Raw genomic sequence first — 16646 nt, 5'->3', positions numbered from 1 at the left:
TGAGGCACCGACGAGGAGTCTTCCATGACCCTGGCCCTTCCCTTGAGCGATCCTCGCGCGGCCCGTCCGGCCACGGCCCTCACCGACGCCTTTGACCGGCTCGGCATGCGCATGCCCTTTGTCCGCAATGCGGAAATCTACGCCCAGGAGGATGAGGCCGAACTGCTGTATCGCTTGGTGCGTGGCGTGGTCCGCACCAGCAGACTGACCGTTGAGGGCCGTCGCCAGGTGGGCGCCTTCTACTATCCCGGCGACATCTTCGGGCTGGAGCCCGGACCGGACCACCGTTTCGCGGCGGAGGCCCTCACCCTCTGTGAAATCCAGGTTGTGCGGCGGGCCACCGTGCGGGCTTTCGCCGGCGACGCGGAGGTCGACCGCGCAATTCTGGAAGCCACCTACTTGGAACTTGAGCGCCTTCAGGACCACGTGATGATGCTGGGCCGCAAGAGCGCCCGGGAGCGCGTCGGCAGCTTCCTGATGTCGCTCGCCCGCAGCCGTGAGGAGAGCCATGTGGAGCTACCCATGAGCCGGCAGGACATGGCCGACTATCTCGGCCTAACCATCGAGACCGTCTCGCGCATGCTCACCCAGTTGCAGGGCGAGGCGATCGTCGAGTTTCCCTCCTCGCGGCGCTTCCAAATCCGGAAATGGGCCGCATTGCAGGCCCTCGCGGCCTAGCGGGTAATGTCGCCTGTGCGGCCGCAGGCGTAGCGCCGGCCGCGACTTGGCAAGGAAGACAATCATGACCCAGACCAAGGAACGGACCGCTGCCGAAATCGTGACTCGCCCGAGTAGCTACGCCACCCTGCTGGTCCACGCCGAGCCCGGCCTTGTAGCGTCGCACCGCGTCGAGGTCGCCGGCCGGCTCGCGCGAGACCTGGGCGCGCGGCTGATCGGCCTGGGCGCGGAAACGCTGGAGCCGATCCCGACGGCCGACCCGATCACCGGCTTCGCGGCGGCCGAATGGGTAGTCCTCGCCCAGGAGCAGGTCGGAAAGAACCTTGAGGCGGCCGAAGCCGTCTTCCGTCGCGACGCCGGCGGCGCCGACATCGAGTGGCGCGTGGTCCAGGACTATCCGGGCCGGGCTTTGATCGGCCTAGCCCGCGCCGCGGACCTGATCGTCGTGGGGCCGCGGGCCGCTGCCAGCCTGACCCGTACGGCCGACCCCGCCGACGTGGTGATGGGCGCCGGCCGTCCAGTGCTGATGGTCCCGGACGGCCAGCATCACCTGAGGGCCCGGACGGTGGTGATCGCCTGGAAGGACACCCGAGAAAGCCGGCGCGCCGTCGCAGACGCCCTGCCCTTCCTACAGCGGGCCGAGGACGTCATCGTCCACGCGGTCTGCAAGTCGGACGAAGCCGACCGGATGGCGTTTGAGGTGGATGACGTGGTCGCCAATCTCAAGCGCCACGGCGTCGAGGCTCGCGCCCTCATCACGACCAGCACGCCGGAAGGCGTCGCCGGGGAGATCGAGCAGGTGGCCAAGTCCAACAACGCCGACCTGATCGTCTGCGGCGCCTACGGCCATACGCGTCTGCGCGAGTGGGCCTTCGGCGGCGTGACCGACGACCTCATGAATCGGCCGGGATGCTTCGTGCTGATGAGCCACTGACCCCCACCGACGCGCGGGGTCGCGGCGGCTCCGCGCCGCAACACAGGAGGCCGACATGAACAGGTTGAAGGGCAAGGTCGCGGTGATCACCGGCGGGGCGCTCGGCCTCGGGCGCGCCACCGCCATCAGGATGGCGGAGGAAGGCGCAGCGGTCGCCATCACCGATGTGCTCACAAAAGAGGCCAACGATCTCGTCGACGAACTCCTCGCTCGAGACCTGCAGGCCTGCAGTTGGGTGCTGGACGTCTCGCGCGAGGACGAGGTGAAGCGTGTGCTGGCCGAGGTCGCCAAGCGCTTCGGCCGCATCGACATCCTGGTGAACAACGCCGGCGTCTCGGGCGCGAACAAGCCCACCGACCAGCTCACCGAAGCTGAATGGGACCATGTCCAGGCTATCAACGTGAAGGGCGTGTTCTTCGGCGTGAAGCACGTGATCCCGCACCTGCGGCGCGCGGGCGGCGGCAGCATCATCAATCTGAGTTCGATCTATGGCCTGGTCAGCGCGCCCGATGTGCCGCCCTACCATGCCTCCAAGGGCGCCGTGCGGATGATGACCAAGACCGACGCCCTCCTCTACGCGAAGGAGAAGATCCGGGTGAATTCCATCCATCCGGGCTTCATCCTGACCCCGATGGTCGAGGGTTTCGTAAGGGAGCTGGGGGACGAGGCCGCCAACCGCGTCGCCATCGACGCCCTACATCCGCTCGGCCACATCGGCGAGCCGGACGACATCGCCTGGGGCTGCGTCTACCTGGCCTCGGACGAGGCCAAGTTCGTCACCGGCGCGGAGCTCGTGATCGACGGCGGCTACACGGCGCGGTGAGGACCCGCCGAGCCCGGCGGCCACGGGCGGCTGGGCGGCGCCCCGCTGCCTCACCTGGAGGCTCTGCAGGTAGCGCAGGATCGCGTCGATCTCGCGCGGCTCGAACCGGAACTCCGGCATTTCCGGATGGCCGGTGAGAATCCCCTCCGCCAGGGACTCGCCCAGCGCCTCCACATCGTAGTGTTGCGAAAGGTCACGGAAGGCCGGCGCGACGGGATTGGAACTGTCGTCGGAGGGGCCGACCGCATGGCAGCGGCCGCAGTTGCCGACCACGAGCGTGCGGCCGAGCGCCAGCGCCTCGGCTGGGTCGACACCGGCCTCACCGGCTTGCGCGATGGCGGGCATGACGGCCCTGCGGAGGTCCTGTGCACGGGAAACAGCCTGGGAGCCTCCCCCGGAGCGGGCGCCTCGTTCGCCCAGGCTCTCGATGTAGGCCACGATGTCGCCGACCTCCTGGGCGCTCAGCGTGATCGGCGCCATGCCGTAGTGGCCCTGCCGCGTCAGGGCCGCGACCCTACCCTCAAGCCCCGCCGTGTGCTGCATTTCCCGGCTGGCGAACGCCGCGGCCCTGGGCTGCGGGCTGAGGCCGCCCGGCTCCACCGCATGGCAGGCGGCGCAGTGGCGCACCGCCGCCTCGTGGCCGCGCATGGCCGGCGTCGGCGCCGCCCTGCGCGGTGCTTCGAGAAGCGCGCAGCCCGTCAAGGACACGGCGAGGGCAAGAATCACGGGACCTGTTCGCATGGACCTCTCCCTGTCGGCAATGGCGCAAAGGCGACGCGGCGCGCCTTCGGCGTAGCCCGCCACGGAGGCGCGGGCGAGTCATTCCGGATTGGGGCCGAGTGATCGTCGGAGCCTGAAACGCGGCGCCTCATGGAAGGTCCTGTTGGCTATGGAGACGCCCCGGCCAGGACGTTGGGGGCTAGTTGAACTGGATCTCGATGGTCTTGGGCTCGACGCCCGGGCGCTTCCGGATGGCGATTGGTGAGCACGCCGTCTTTCATGTTGGCGGCGATCTTCGACCGGGCCGCAAAGCGCCATCCGCGCCGTCGGATTGGCTGCGCCTGCAAGAAGTGATGCAGACGAGCGGCAGCGGGTGTAGGCTTTCCCCTATCAGGATGGGGGAAGCCGCGATGAGCTATATCGCCTCCGAGAATGTCCGCCGGTTTCGCGCGCTGCTGGAAACGCCGCTGTCGCTTGAGAAGCGCAAGACGATCGAGACCCTATTGGCGGAAGAAGTCGCGGAGCTCGAAAGAGAATTGCGCCAGAAGTCCGACGCCGCGCCCCGAGCTGACTTCTGACGAAATCGCGGAATGTTGATCTGGCTCAAGGCTGCTTCGTCAACAACTAGGCGCAATGGACGCTAGTGCTCGCCGCGTCCGCCTTCCTCCGGAACCCGCCATGTCCATCCATCGCTCCGTCCCCCGCCTCGGGGTGTTTCATTGTACGGCCACAGGCGCCGCGGCGCTCGGCATCCTCTTCCTGCTGCTGTGGGCGACCGCCGCGATCGCCGGTCCTGAACCTACCGGCGTGCTGGCTTTCCTAACTCAGCAGGCTCAACGCGGGCCCGGACCCATTGGCCTCGGCCTCGTGCAGGCCGTCCTGCTGGGCGGACTGGTCGGGGGCCTGGTCGCAGTCTGCTACAACGCACTGAAGTTCCTCAACCGGCCCTCGCCGGGGTCCTGAGGCGGCAACGCCGCCGCGCCGGGTCAGCGCGTTGGGCGGTTTGAGCGCCACAGCAACCACGCCCCCAGCAACACCATCGTCTGGGCGACCGCCGAGAGGAGCAGGCTGAGGGTCAGGCCCAGCCGAAGCGCCCACGCTTGGGCCGTGGCGGACTCTCCGTAGGTGATCGCGATCAGGGCGGCCGTGCCTGCCAGTCCCGCCAGGAGCAGGGCGAGGCCAGACGCAAGCTGAGCGAGGTTAGATCCGCGAGCCGCCATGGTCAGGCCGCGAACCCTTCAGCGCGCGTGCCGTGGTTCATGAGTCCAGCGGTCGCAGGGCTCAGCAACAGGTTTCGAAAGGCCAACGCAGGTTCCTCCATACGCCCACGCGAGCCCCCCTGCGCCGTTGCGTCGAACTTCACTTCCGTGGTCACGGGCGCCTTCATCTGGAATCGAACCTCACTCCGCGTCGACGACGCCCAGCACCATGGAAATCCGTCCGTCGCCCCACATCGGCAGCAGGAGCCGTGAATAGGCGCCGCGGCCGCGCGCTTCGTCCATGTGGAAGCAGGTGGGCGCCGCGCATTCGATGGTGACGCTGCACTGGGCGCGGAGGAATTCGAACGGGTGGGCGAGCGCGGTTTCGTCAAGAAAGCGGCCTTCCATTTCGTCGCCTCCTATCCCTCCCCCCACCTCGCCGAACCGGAAGCGCTCCGGGCCCTGGAAGACGTCGATCAGGAACAGCCGACCGGTGAGGTCAGGCAGGTCCGACAACTTGGCGTCGTCCCAGAAGGGCATCTTCGCCTCCCCGCGCAGCAGCCCGCGCCAGTAGGCCCGGACCCGCGTCAGGTCGGGGGACAGGTGCGCCGGAACGTCGAAGGGATGTTTCATTAGAGTGGTCCTGGGTGAAGCCCGCACCGCGGCGCCGATCAAGCGCACGATCAGCCAGCGGCGCCGTCGTCGCCTTGATACGGGTCAAATGGCGGGCGCGACCGTCTTGACGAGGCTCAAGGAAGCCGCGCGGCGTCCATGCACTCTGCAGGCATGGAGGCGCTCCCATGCCCATCGTCGTGACCCTGACCCCGAATCCGGCCGTCGATATCTCCACCTCGGTGGATCGGGTCGAGCCCGTGCGGAAGTTGCGTTGCAGCGGCGAAAGCCGGGATCCGGGCGGCGGCGGTATCAATGTCGCACGCGTCGCGAGCCGGCTGGGGGCGCGGGCCATCGCCATCTATCCCGCCGGCGGCTTCACCGGCCAGCGCCTGGAGTCGCTCGTCCAAGGCGAAGGCGTCGAGAGCCTCGTCGTTCCGATTCAGGGCGAGACGCGGGAAGACCTGACCGTGCTCGACGAGACCACCCACGAGGAATACCGCTTCGTGCTCCCAGGCCCGCACCTGCGCGACGTCGAGTGGATGGCGTGCCTCAAGGTCCTGGCGGAAATGGAGTTGAAGCCGGACTTCATCTGCGCCAGCGGCAGCCTGCCGCCGGGCGCCCCCGAGGACTTCTATGCGCGCGTCGCCGAGATCGCCGAAATCCGCGGCGTGCGGTTCGCGCTCGACACCTCCGGTCCGGCGCTCAAGGCCGCGCTCCGCGACCGCGTGCATCTGATCAAGCCCAACCTGGCCGAACTGCGCGAGCTTGTCGCCGGCGCCCTGGACGAGGACCGCTCGCTGATCGGCGCGTGCCGCGCGCTCATCGCGCAGGGCCGGACCGAGGTCGTGGCCCTGACCTTAGGCGCGCAGGGGGCCTTGCTGGTGGTGGCCGACGCGGCCTGGCGCGCGCGGCCCCTGCCGATCCGGCCCCTGAGCACGGTCGGCGCCGGCGACAGCTTCCTGGGCGCCATGGTCTGGGCCCTGGCGTCGAAGCTGAGGCTGGAGGAGGCCTTCCGCTATGGCGCGGCCGCCGGGGCCGCCGCGCTCCTGGCCCCCGGAACCGACCTCTGCGGGGCGGCGAATGTGCGCCGCTTCCTGCCTCAGATTGAGATCGAGCGGATCGACGAGCCCTCGGTCGCGGCATGACAGGCGCACCGTCCATCTGGTCGCCCCAGGATCCGCGGCCGCTGCACCTGCCGCAACGGATGCGGCTGTTCGCGCTGGGAGCCACGGCCGAACTCGGCGCCGCTGTCGCCGGCGACCTGGGCCACCACCTCTCGCCGCTTGAGGAACGCAGCTTCGAGGACGGTGAACACAAGGCCCGGCCGCTTGAGGCGGTCGCCGGCGCCGACTGCTATGTGATCCATAGCCTGCACGGCGGCCCGGACCAGAGCGCCAACGACAAGCTCTGCCGGCTGCTGTTCTTCATCGGCGCGTTGAAGGACGCCGGCGCTGCGCGGGTGACCGCCGTGGCGCCCTACCTCTGCTATTCGCGCAAGGACCGGCGGACCAAGCCGTTCGACCCACTGACCACGCGCTACGTCGCGGCGCTCTTCGAGGCGATGGGGACCGATGCGCTGGTGACGCTCGAGGTCCACAATCCGGCGGCTTTCGAGAACGCCTTTCGCGGCCGCGGGGTCACCCTGCCGGCGGCCGCGCTTTTACTCGATGCCGCGATGCGGTTTCGCGACGAACCATTGTGCGTGCTGTCGCCGGACCCGGGGGGCGTGAAGCGCGCCGAGCTGTTCCGCGAGGCCCTGGAGGCGAGGGCCGGCAAGCCCATCGGCAAGGCGTTCGCCGACAAACATCGCAGCGCCGGAGTCGTCACCGGCGACCTGCTGGTCGGCGATGTGAAGGACGCCACCGTGCTCCTGATCGACGACCTCATCAGCACGGGCGGGACCCTGGTCCGTGCAGCCCGGGCCGCCAAGCAGGCGGGCGCGCGGCGGGTGATCGCCATGGCCGCCCACGGACTGTTCATGCCGGGCGCGGCCGAAGCCCTGGCCGACCCCGCCATCGAGCGGGTGGTGGTGACCGACGCCGTGCCCGCGTTTCGGCTGGAGGGCTGCGCAGTCGCCGGGAAGATTGAGATCGTGGCCTGCGCGCCCCTGCTGGCAGAGGCGATCTCGCGCCTCGCGACGGACGCGCCGCTTACGGACCTGTTGGTTTACTGATCAGCCGGTCGAGACGGCGTCCGTCGCGGGCCGCCATGGCGAGATAAGCCCGCGCCTGCCGCGGCCACTTTTCCGGCGTGCGCGGCGCGGGCTCCAGCAAGTGGGCGATCGCCAGGCGCGCCCGCAGGGTCGCGCGATAGCACCGGTAGAACAGGTAGACCTTGGACGCGTTGCGCTCGTGCAGCGCGGCGATGACGTGGCGGCTGATGCGCGCGCCCACCTCCGGGGCGCCCAGCCGTTCGGTTTCCAAATCGAGGAAGGCCAGCTCGTCCAGGGGATCGACGGCGCGCAGGCTGGCGCTGAATTCCAGGCGGTCGATCACCTTGACCGGCGGACCCATCCAGATGTGCTCGGGTCGGAGGTCTCCGTGCGCGTCGAGGATCCGGGCCTGGTGGACCCTCGTCTCCAACAGATCGCCCTGCGTTCGCAGGAACCTCAGCTGCGCAGCCAGCACGCCGCGGACCAGGCCGACCGGCAGGCCCAGGCGCGGCTCGAGCAGGACGCGCCGGTGATAGGCGAGCCCGTTGCGAAAGCTCCGGAGATAGGCGGCCGGCGTGATGTGGACACGCGCCGCCCGCTGGTAGAAGCGGGCGAGGAAGCCCCCAAGCGCATCGAGTTCCTGCGCCGTCAGCTCGCCCGCCACTAGCCGCGCCTCGAGCGTCTGGGCAGGATCGAAGCGGCGCATCCGCACCAGCCAATCCACCACCTCCCCGTCGCCGCCGAGCGCCAGGCCACCGGCCGTCGCCACGATCGGAACCACCGCTTCATAGATGTTGGGCGCCAGGCGCTGGTTGAGGGCGAGCTCGGCGCGGCAGGCGGCCTCCCGACGCGCCAGTGTCGAGAAGTCGAGATAGGGGAAGCGGACCGGCTTTTTCAGCTTGTAGACGGCGCCGTCCAGGAAGAAGAGCCAGGACATGTGGGTCTCGCGAAAGCTGATCGGACCCTCATGGCCGGGATGAGCCGCCGCCGTACTCAGGAAGGCGACCTTCTCGGCGAGCGTGGGAGTCGCTCGGCTCTCTGTTCTCATATCCACGCCCCCACCCAATCAGTCCTGGCGACCACGGCTCTTGACCGAACGCAATGCGGCGGCGGTTGAACAGACAATTCTCGGCTACGGACCAAGGGAGGTCGAGATGGACGCCAAGACACTTCAGGAGATCGTCTCGATCGAGGTGGAGCGTGTGAGCGGCGGGGCGCCGGTCAAGGCGTCCGTCGTCGAAGGTGTCGTCACCCTGACCGGCGAGGTCAAGGACGACGCGCGTCGGGTTTTGATCGAGCAGGAACTGCTGCGGCTGCCCGAGGTCCTGGACGTCCACAACCACCTGCATGTGCCGACGCCGGGCGGCGACGTTCAAACTCAGTTCCTGGCGCTCCTGGAGCGGGCGGGCGTTCCGACGTCCGGGATGAAGCTCGAGGAGCACGAGGGGGTGGTTGTCCTCTTGGGCCGAGCGTCCAGCTGGTTCGACCGCGACGCGGCGGAGCGGCTGGCCTGGACCCTGCCCGGCGTCCGCTCGGTGGAGAACCGGATTTCTCTGCCCCCTGACGCGGTCCAGCCCGACGACGACGGCGCCGGCGACGTCCTGGCGTGACCATGACCTGGCCCCTCATCCGCAAGACGTCGGGAGAGCGGGCGCTCGCGAACCTCAAGGACTATGACGGCGCGGTCGCCGGTTTCTCGTGGGACGCGGCGCGGGCCGAACTCGCCGGATTCGCCGACGGCGGCCTCAACATCGCCCACGAGGCCCTCGACCGACATGTCCAGTCCGGCCGCGGCGCGCAACTGGCCCTGCGCTGGATCGGCCGTGACGACACCGTCCTGGACTTCACCTATGCGGAGCTGACGGCCGAGGCGAACCGGTTCGCCAACGTGCTGCGGAGCCTGGGTCTGGGGAAGGGAGATCGGGTCTACAGCCTGCTCGGCCGCACGCCCGAGCTCTACATTGCGGCCTTGGGGACGGTGAAGGCGGGCGCCGTGTTCACGCCCCTCTTCTCGGCGTTCGGGCCCGAGCCGATCCGCGCCCGAATGGAGATCGGCGAGGCGACTGTCCTGGTCACCTCCGAGGCGCTTTATCGGCGGAAGGTCGAGTCCTGGCGCGCTGACCTGGCGAGCCTTCGCCACGTTCTGCTCACCGGTTGCGCGGCGGAGTCACCGAGCGGGACGGTCGTGCTGAAGTCCGCGATGGCCGATGCGGAACCGGCGTTCGCGACCGTCCACACGGCGCCCGAAGACATGGCGCTGCTGCACTTCACAAGCGGCACCACCGGGCGTCCGAAGGGCGCCGTGCACGTCCATGAGGCGGTGGTGGCGCACCACATCACCGGCCGCACCGCCCTCGATTTGCGGCCGGGCGACGTCTACTGGTGCACCGCCGATCCCGGCTGGGTGACCGGCACTTCCTACGGGATCATTTCGCCGCTCACCAATGGCGTCACCCTTATCGTCGACGAGGCGGAGTTCGACCCGGAGCGCTGGCGGGACATCCTGCGCGAGCAGGCGGTGACCGTCTGGTACACTGCCCCGACCGCCATCCGCATGCTGATGAAGGCCTGGGCGCAGGACCCGCGCCCCTTCGATGCCCCGGCGCTGCGGTTCATGGCCAGCGTGGGCGAGCCGCTGAACCCGGAAGCCGTGGTCTGGGGCGTCGAGGCCTTCGGCAAGCCGTTCCACGACAACTGGTGGCAGACCGAGACCGGCGGCATCATGATCGCCAACTTCGCCGCCATGGACATCAAGCCCGGCTCCATGGGCCGCCCCCTGCCCGGCGTCACCGCGGGAATCGTCGAGCGCATGCCCGACGGGTCCGTGCGCGAGGTGGAGAAGCCCATGGCCCTGGGCGAACTGGCGCTCCGCCCCGGGTGGCCATCGATCATGCGCGGCTACCTCCACGAAGAGGCTCGCTTCCGCAAGTGCTTCGCCAACGGCTTGTACCTGACCGGCGACCTCGCGATGCGGGACTCCGACGGCTACTATTGGTTCGTCGGCCGCGCCGACGACGTGATCAAGAGCGCCGGCCACCTGATTGGTCCCTTCGAGGTCGAGAGCGTGCTCATGGAGCACGCCGCCGTCGCCGAGGCCGCCGTGATCGGCCTGCCCGACCCGGTCTCCGGCGAGGTCGTGAAGGGTTATGTGGCCCTGAAGGTCGGCCTGGAACCTGGCGAAGATCTCCGCCGCGAGATCCTCGGCCACGCGCGCAAGCGCCTGGGCGCGGCCGTCGCGCCGAAGGACATCGCATTCCGCCAGAACCTGCCCAAGACCCGTAGCGGAAAGATCATGCGCCGGCTGCTCAAGGCCCGGGAGTTGGGTCTGCCCGAGGGCGACCTCTCCACCCTGGAAAGCGAGGAGCGATGAGCGACTCCGCACTGAAAGCGCACCTCACCCACGCCCATGTGGCCGAGCAGCTCGGCCGCATGATCCGCGTCCGCGCCTTCGAACAGGCGTGCGTCGAGGCCTACACCCAGGAGAAGATCCGCGGTTTCTTGCACCTCTACGACGGCGAAGAGGCCATCGCGGTCGGCGCCATCCCGGTCCTGGAGCCGCGGGATCGGATCGTCGCCACCTACCGCGAGCACGGCCATGCGCTGGTCCGCGGGGTGCCGATGAACGCGATCATGGCGGAGATGTTCGGCAAGCAGGCGGGCTGCAGCGGCGGACGCGGCGGATCGATGCACCTGTTCGACCGCGCCACCAACTTCTACGGCGGCAACGCCATCGTGGGCGGCGGGCTGCCCGTCGCGGTGGGTTTGGCCCTGGCCGACCGCATGCGCGGCGAGGACCACGTCACCGCCTGCTTTTTCGGCGAGGGCGCGGCCGCCGAGGGCGAGTTCCACGAAAGCCTCAATCTCGCGGCGCTCTGGAGCCTGCCGGTGCTCTTCGTCTGCGAGAACAATCTCTACGCCATGGGCACGGCCCTCGCCCGCTCCGAGGCGGAGACCGACATCCATCGCAAGGCGGAGAGCTACCGCATCGCCTCCGAGGTCGTGGACGGCATGGATGTCGTCGCCGTGGAAGTCGCCGCCCGCCGCGCGATCGCAGCGATCCGCGAGACCGGCAAGCCGTTCTTTCTGGAATGCCGCACATATCGCTTCCGCGCGCACTCCATGTTCGACGCCCAGCTCTATCGGGACAAGGCCGAGATCGAGGTCTGGAAGGCGAAAGACCCGATCACGCGCTTCCGCGACTGGGCGCTCTCGGCGAACCTGATCCACGCCGAGGACGTCGCGCGCCTGGAGAGCGAGGCCGCGGCCGAGGTCCAGGCGGCGGTCGCCTTCGCCGAGGCCGCGCCGCTGGAACCGGTCGAGGATCTCACGACCCACGTCTATGCCCGGGAGCGGCCGGAGCCGCCGCCCAAGATCGCCCCGGCCGCGCCGCCGCAACTGACCACCTACCGCGAAGCCGCCAGGCAGGGCATCCGTGACGCGCTGCTCCGAGACGAGCGTGTGTTCCTCATGGGCGAGGACGTGGGCGCCTATGGGGGCTGCTACGCAGTCTCAAAGGGGCTTCTGGCGGAGTTCGGTCCCGACCGCATCCGCGACACCCCGCTCTCCGAGGCGGGCTTCACCGGCGCGGGCGTGGGCGCGGCCATGGCCGGCATGCGGCCCATCGTCGAGCTGATGACCGTGAATTTCAGCCTGCTGGCGCTCGACCAGATCCTCAATACCGCCGCCACCATCCGGCACATGTCGGGCGACCAGTTCGGCTGCCCGCTGGTGATCCGCATGGCGACCGGCGCCGGCCGCCAGCTCGCAGCCCAACATTCCCACAGCCTTGAGGGCTGGTACGCCCACATCCCCGGCTTGCGGATCCTGGCGCCGGCCACCGTCGAGGATGTCCGCGGAATGCTGTCGACAGCTCTGCGGGAACCGGACCCGGTGCTGATCTTCGAGCACATCATGCTCTACAACCGGACGGGTCCGCTCTCGCCGGACGCCGGCGCCGTCGATATCGACAAGGCCGCTATCCGCCGGCCCGGCAAGGACGTGAGCTTGATCACCTATGGCGGTTCGCTGTGGAAGACCCTGGAGGCGGCGGAGGCTCTGGCGAAAGATGGCATCGACGCCGAGGTCCTGGATCTGCGCGTCCTGCGCCCCCTGGATGACGCCACGATCCTGGCCTCCGTGGCCAAGACCCGCCGCGCCGTGATCGTCGACGAGGGCTGGCGCTCGGGCTCGCTGGCCGCGGAGATCGGCATGCGGATCGCGGAACGGGCGTTCTATGACCTCGATGCGCCATTGGCCCGGGTGTGCTCCGAGGAGGTTCCGATCCCGTATGCCGGTCACCTGGAGGCGGCGGCCCTGCCGCAGGTCGACAAGATCGTCGCCGCCGCGAAAGCGGCCCTGGGGCGGGCCTGAGGATGGCCGAGTTCCTCATGCCCTCGCTCGGCGCCGACATGGAGGCCGGCACGCTCGTCGAATGGCTGGTCAAACCCGGCGCGCTGGTGAAACGCGGCGACATCGTCGCCGTGGTCGAGACCCAGAAGGGGGCCATCGAGATCGAGGTCTTCGAGGAAGGCGTCGTGGAGAGGTTCCTGGTGGAGCCGGGCGCCACCGTACCTGTCGGGACTCCGCTCGCGGTGATCCGGGGCGAAGCCGAACCGGCGGGGGAGGAAGCTGCGCCGTCGCCGGCGATCGCGGCTGAGCCTGCCGCGCCCGAACCGGTTGCGCCCGAACCCGTCTCGCCGGCCCCTGAGCCGCCGCCGGCGCCCAGCGCCGCAACTCCCGAACATGTCCGCATCTCGCCAGCCGCCCGACGGCTCGCCGCCGAGCGCGACGTCGATCTGGCGAAAGTCAGCGGCACGGGACCGGGCGGCGCGATCCAGTTAGCCGATATCGAGTCCCTGGCGGCGCCGACGCCGGCAAGCCGTCCCGCCCCGTTCGACTTCACCCAGATGCGCGCGGCGATCGCCGCGGCCATGTCGCGGTCCAAGCGCGAGATCCCGCACTACTACCTCTGGGAAACCGTGGAGCTTCGCGCCGCCAGCGCCTGGGTGGCGCACGCCAACGCCGAACAGCCGCCGGACAAGCGGCTCCTACTGGGGGCTCTGTTCGTGAAGGCGACAGCCGTCGCCGCCCGCGCCTATCCGGAATTCAACGGTTTCTTTGAAGACGGGTCCTTCCGGCAAAGCGCCGCTGTCCACGTGGGCTTGGCGATTGCCCTGCGCGGCGGTGGGCTGGCTGCGCCCGCGATCCACGATACTGCGGACCTTGACCTCGACACGCTGATGGCGCGCATGCGCGACCTGGTCGGCCGCGTGCGCGCCGGCCGGTTCCGCAGCTCCGAAGTCGCCGACCCGACGATCACCGTGTCCAGCCTCGGGGAACGCGGTGTCGAAGCGCTGTTCGGCGTGATCTACCCGCCCCAGGTGGCGATCGTAGGCTTCGGCAAGGTGGTGGAGCGCCCCTGGGTCGTCGACGGCGCAATCGGGCCGCGGCCGGTGGCGACCGTGACCCTCGCCGCCGATCACCGGGTCAGCGACGGTCATCGTGGCGCGCTGTTCCTGGCCGAGATCGGGCGGCTGCTCCAACACCCGGAGGCCCTGTGAGCGAAGCCGACATCCGCGCTGTACTACGCGATGAGCTCGCGCGCCTGGCTCCCGAGATCGACTTCGAGGCCCTGGACCCAGCGGTCGACATCCGCGAACAGGCCGACCTCGACTCGATGGACTTCCTCAACCTGGTGACGGCGCTGCACCAGCGGCTGGGAGTGGACATCCCGGACGCCGACGCCGCCAGCCTGGCCACCCTCGACGGCGCCGTCGCCTACCTGGCGCGCAAGGCCGGCGCACCGCCCTCATCGTAAGGGGGGCGATGGCCCGGTGAGCGGAAATCGCCTGAGGATCGAGGTCACGTCCTCATCGGACAGCTGGCGAAAGTCGACGTAGTAAAGCCCGATGGCGCCGAACTCCGGATAGGCTTCGAGGCAGACCACTTCATCGGCCTCGGCCCGCAACTCGGCCAACGTGTCGGTCGGCGCCACCGGCACGGCCAGAACCAGCTTCGCGGGACCTTGGCGGCGGACGGCGCGCAGGGCCGCGCGCGTCGTGGCGCCCGTGGCCACGCCGTCGTCCACGAGGAGGGCGAGACGGCCCGCCACGTCGACCCTCCGACGATCGCCGAGATAGGCTGCGCGCCGCCGCTCGATCTCTTGAAGCTGCCCCGCGCGGACGGCGTCGAACGTCGCTTCGTCGGTCCCCGTCATCGCGATGACGTCCGCGTTGCGGACGGTGCAGGGGTGTCCCGCGGCGTCCGCCACCGCGCCCATAGCGAGCTCCTCGTGGAAGGGGACGCCGATTTTTCGGACCAGGACGAGATCGAGGGGCGCGTCGAGCGCCGCAGCGACCTCCGCCGCGACGGGCACGCCGCCCCTGGGAAGGGCCAGCACCACCACGTCGTGGCCGCGATAGGCGGCGAGCGCTTCCGCGAGACGTTGTCCGGCCTCTTTGCGATCCCTGAAGGGCATGGGCGATCCTCCGGGGACAGACTGCGCTCATCGCCCGACAGCCGTCTTGACCCACGTCAACGCGCCGCCCGCCTGCAGGCGCATCTTGCAGGCTTCTCAGGAGAAGGGTCATGAGCACCGGACTGCCTGTCTTCGACACCACCGTCCAAGAAACCAATCTGTGGCTGAAGGACGTGGAAGGCCTCCTGCCGCCCTGCAACCGGCAGGAGGCCTATGGCGCCTTGCGTGCGGTCCTGCATGTGCTGCGCGACCGGCTGCCGACCGAGGCGGTGCTCGGTCTCTCCGCGCAACTCCCGATGCTGTTGCGCGGCGTCTTCCTGGAAGGCTGGCGCCCTGCCGATGGACCCACGGCCATCCGCGACCCGAAGGTCTTCGCCGGCGAGGTGGTGGAACATCTCGCGCCGACCTTCCCATGCCTGCCGAAGGACACCGTGGCGGCGGTGTTCGCCGTGTTGGCGCAACAGCTCGATCCCGGCGAGGTCGCGAAGCTCGGGCAATACCTTCCGCCACGGCTCCGAGGCCTCTTTCCTCGGCAACCCGCCTGACGGGACAACACAATTCAAGGGTGGCGAACCATGTCCAACAAGCTCCTCTTCGTCCTGGCTGATGGCGGTCGCGTCCGCTTCGTGGAGCGGTCGCAATCCAACGGCCACTTCGCGACCTTCGAAGAGATCGACCGCACCCAGGCGCTGTCGCAGCTGCGCACCGAGCTGCGGGCCAGCCCGCCCGCGCGAACCCACTCCAGCGCTTCACCGCGCCGCTCAGCAGTCGGCAGGGAGGATTACCTGCGGCCGGCCAAGGAGGCCTTCATGGTCGAAGTCGCCGCGCGCGCGGCCGCCCTTGTCCGTGAGCGCAAGCTCGACGGCGTCTTCCTGGCGGCCCCGACGCAGCTGATCGGACCGCTGCGAGCCGGCCTCGACGGGACGGCGACGGTGGTCGGGGCGATCCGCAAGGACCTGACCAAAACCCCGGACCATGAACTCGGCATCTGGCTGAGTGGGATTCACACCAGTCTGTCGCCTTCGCCCTGACGGCTCGTCATCGCCCCGGGACCAACGGCGCGACTTGATCTACCTCAAGGCGCGCCGTGACGAAGGCGCCAGGGTCAAGGTCGCTCGACCGGCCGCGAACCCGCGGCGGCCGCCTCGCCCTGGAGACACCTATGTCAGAAACCCGAGCCCTTCCGCTCGACGACCGGCCAGTCAGGTCTTCCGGCTACGCCAGCATCCTTATGCATGCGGAGGCTGGCCCGTCCGCTTCGCATCGCACGGAGGTGGCGGCAGGGCTCGCGCGGGACTTCAACGCTCATCTGATCGGCCTGGGCGCGGAAGCGGTCGAAGCGGCCTATATGGCCGACCCCTACTCCAGCCTGATGACGGCGGAGTGGATCGTCGCCGCGCAGGACCAGGTCGCGGCGCGCCTCAAGGAGGCGGAAGAAACCTTCCGGCGCGACGCCGCGGGCGTCGATCTTGAATGGCGTGCGATGCAGTCCTTCCCGAATGCGGCGCTGGTAGAGGTCTCCCGGGCAGCGGACCTCATCGTCGTGGGCGCCGTCGCCAGGGGCGCCTCCAACTACCGCACGGCCAACGCGGCCGAGGTCGTGATGGGCAGCGGGCGGCCCGTGTTGGTCGTGCCCGAGGCCGGCCGCCATCTTCGGGCCGCCAATATCGTCATCGCCTGGAAGGATACGCGTGAGGCCCGTCGTGCCGTCGCCGACGCCATGCCTTTCCTCCTGCGCGCGGAGAACGTGGTCGTGCAGGCCGTCTGCACCGACGACGACGGCGTCGAGTCCGCCGCATTTCAGGCCAATGATGTGGTCGCCGCGCTGAGGCGGCATGGGGTCGCGGCCAGGCCCGGGGTCACCACGGCGCGGGACGAGGATGTCGTGAAGGAACTCTACCGGATCGCCGGCCTGAACGAGGCGGACCTGATCGTCGCCGGGGCCTATGGCCACAGCCGCCTGGCCGAATGGGCCTTCGGTGGGGTCACAAGCGACCTGCTGCATCGCCCCGAGCACTTCGTTCTGACCAGCCACTAACCCCCACCGG

At 69.3% G+C, this 16646-nt stretch carries 18 protein-coding genes and 1 pseudogene; 15 read left to right on the top strand and 4 right to left on the bottom strand.

The genetic code is table 11. The annotated features are described in order from the left end of the window. Positions 1–24 precede the first annotated feature (24 nt). The 3 genes from M9M90_RS08355 to M9M90_RS08345 all read left to right on the top strand — a co-directional run bounded on the left by M9M90_RS08355 (position 25) and on the right by M9M90_RS08345 (position 2435). Complete coding sequence (locus M9M90_RS08355) at positions 25–678, top strand: helix-turn-helix domain-containing protein (RefSeq protein WP_254836701.1); 654 nt, start codon at positions 25–27, stop codon at positions 676–678. A 64-nt stretch (positions 679–742) separates the two neighbouring features. Next, complete coding sequence (locus M9M90_RS08350; RefSeq protein ID WP_254836700.1) at positions 743–1612, top strand: universal stress protein; 870 nt, start codon at positions 743–745, stop codon at positions 1610–1612. Between the two features lie 55 nt (positions 1613–1667). Continuing rightward, positions 1668–2435, top strand: coding sequence for an SDR family NAD(P)-dependent oxidoreductase (locus M9M90_RS08345; protein ID WP_254836699.1), 768 nt, complete (start codon positions 1668–1670; stop codon positions 2433–2435). A gap of 69 nt (positions 2436–2504) precedes the next feature. Here M9M90_RS08345 and M9M90_RS08340 read toward each other — a convergent pair. Continuing rightward, positions 2505–3083 (bottom strand): annotated as a pseudogene (locus M9M90_RS08340) (c-type cytochrome); the annotation flags it as partial. Between the two features lie 275 nt (positions 3084–3358). Here M9M90_RS08340 and M9M90_RS08335 point away from each other — a divergent pair. Together M9M90_RS08335 and M9M90_RS08330 are read left to right on the top strand one after the other, a co-directional pair. Continuing rightward, positions 3359–3733: a hypothetical protein gene (locus M9M90_RS08335; RefSeq protein ID WP_254836698.1), complete on the top strand. Its 375-nt coding sequence runs from the start codon at positions 3359–3361 to the stop codon at positions 3731–3733. 100 nt (positions 3734–3833) lie between these two features. Continuing rightward, entirely contained in the window at positions 3834–4118 is a 285-nt protein-coding gene (locus M9M90_RS08330; RefSeq protein WP_254836697.1) for a hypothetical protein, read from the top strand. Positions 4119–4555: 437 nt separating this feature from the next. Here M9M90_RS08330 and M9M90_RS08325 read toward each other — a convergent pair whose 3' ends face one another. Next, positions 4556–4987, bottom strand: coding sequence for a hypothetical protein (locus tag M9M90_RS08325; protein ID WP_254836696.1), 432 nt, complete (start codon positions 4985–4987; stop codon positions 4556–4558). A gap of 167 nt (positions 4988–5154) precedes the next feature. Between M9M90_RS08325 and M9M90_RS08320 the strand changes: the two genes are divergently transcribed. Together M9M90_RS08320 and M9M90_RS08315 are read left to right on the top strand one after the other, a co-directional pair. Continuing rightward, a complete protein-coding gene (locus M9M90_RS08320) occupies positions 5155–6114 on the top strand; it encodes a 1-phosphofructokinase family hexose kinase (RefSeq protein WP_254836695.1) in 960 nt (319 codons plus the stop codon). After that, positions 6111–7142, top strand: a complete 1032-nt coding sequence (locus M9M90_RS08315) for a ribose-phosphate pyrophosphokinase (RefSeq protein WP_254836694.1) — start codon at positions 6111–6113, stop codon at positions 7140–7142. The genes M9M90_RS08320 and M9M90_RS08315 overlap by 4 nt, the downstream gene beginning before the upstream one ends. On the opposite strand, the gene M9M90_RS08310 is transcribed toward M9M90_RS08315, so the two are convergent. Continuing rightward, positions 7120–8169 carry a hypothetical protein gene (locus M9M90_RS08310; protein WP_254837093.1) on the bottom strand — a complete coding sequence of 350 codons (1050 nt, stop codon included), beginning with the start codon at positions 8167–8169 and terminating at the stop codon, positions 7120–7122. The genes M9M90_RS08315 and M9M90_RS08310 overlap by 23 nt on opposite strands. Positions 8170–8275: 106 nt before the next feature. On the opposite strand from M9M90_RS08310, the gene M9M90_RS08305 reads away from it, so the two are divergent. The 5 genes from M9M90_RS08305 to M9M90_RS08285 are packed head-to-tail and all read left to right on the top strand — an operon-like array spanning position 8276 to position 13938. After that, positions 8276–8731, top strand: coding sequence for a BON domain-containing protein (locus M9M90_RS08305; protein ID WP_254836693.1), 456 nt, complete (start codon positions 8276–8278; stop codon positions 8729–8731). 2 nt (positions 8732–8733) lie between these two features. Next, positions 8734–10491 carry an acetate--CoA ligase gene (gene acsA, locus M9M90_RS08300; protein ID WP_254836692.1) on the top strand — a complete coding sequence of 586 codons (1758 nt, stop codon included), beginning with the start codon at positions 8734–8736 and terminating at the stop codon, positions 10489–10491. Next, on the top strand, positions 10488–12491 hold the full coding sequence (gene pdhA / locus M9M90_RS08295; protein WP_254836691.1) for a pyruvate dehydrogenase (acetyl-transferring) E1 component subunit alpha: 2004 nt from the start codon (positions 10488–10490) through the stop codon (positions 12489–12491). Before acsA ends, pdhA begins: the two co-directional genes overlap by 4 nt. A 2-nt stretch (positions 12492–12493) precedes the next feature. Beyond that, the gene (locus M9M90_RS08290; RefSeq protein WP_254836690.1) at positions 12494–13681 is read left to right on the top strand and encodes a dihydrolipoamide acetyltransferase family protein; all 1188 of its coding nucleotides are present in this window, start codon (positions 12494–12496) and stop codon (positions 13679–13681) included. Then, positions 13678–13938 (top strand): acyl carrier protein, encoded by a 261-nt coding sequence (locus M9M90_RS08285; protein WP_254836689.1) that lies wholly within the window; start codon positions 13678–13680, stop codon positions 13936–13938. The genes M9M90_RS08290 and M9M90_RS08285 overlap by 4 nt, the downstream gene beginning before the upstream one ends. Here M9M90_RS08285 and M9M90_RS08280 read toward each other — a convergent pair. Beyond that, a complete protein-coding gene (locus tag M9M90_RS08280; protein WP_254836688.1) occupies positions 13930–14598 on the bottom strand; it encodes a phosphoribosyltransferase in 669 nt (222 codons plus the stop codon). The genes M9M90_RS08285 and M9M90_RS08280 overlap by 9 nt on opposite strands. Positions 14599–14708: 110 nt before the next feature. On the opposite strand from M9M90_RS08280, the gene M9M90_RS08275 reads away from it, so the two are divergent. The 3 genes from M9M90_RS08275 (at position 14709) to M9M90_RS08265 (ending at position 16636) form a co-directional block, all read left to right on the top strand. After that, positions 14709–15143: a DUF2267 domain-containing protein gene (locus M9M90_RS08275; protein ID WP_254836687.1), complete on the top strand. Its 435-nt coding sequence runs from the start codon at positions 14709–14711 to the stop codon at positions 15141–15143. 30 nt (positions 15144–15173) lie between these two features. Next, a complete protein-coding gene (locus M9M90_RS08270) occupies positions 15174–15629 on the top strand; it encodes a host attachment protein (protein WP_254836686.1) in 456 nt (151 codons plus the stop codon). Between the two features lie 242 nt (positions 15630–15871). After that, positions 15872–16636: a universal stress protein gene (locus tag M9M90_RS08265; RefSeq protein ID WP_254836685.1), complete on the top strand. Its 765-nt coding sequence runs from the start codon at positions 15872–15874 to the stop codon at positions 16634–16636. Positions 16637–16646: the final 10 nt, after the last annotated feature.

It is taken from the genome of Phenylobacterium sp. LH3H17, from assembly GCF_024298925.1.
Taxonomy (GTDB): Bacteria; Pseudomonadota; Alphaproteobacteria; order Caulobacterales; family Caulobacteraceae; genus Phenylobacterium.
The sequence above is the reverse complement of the archived record's forward strand: the minus strand, read 5'-3'. Positions and strand labels throughout refer to the sequence as shown.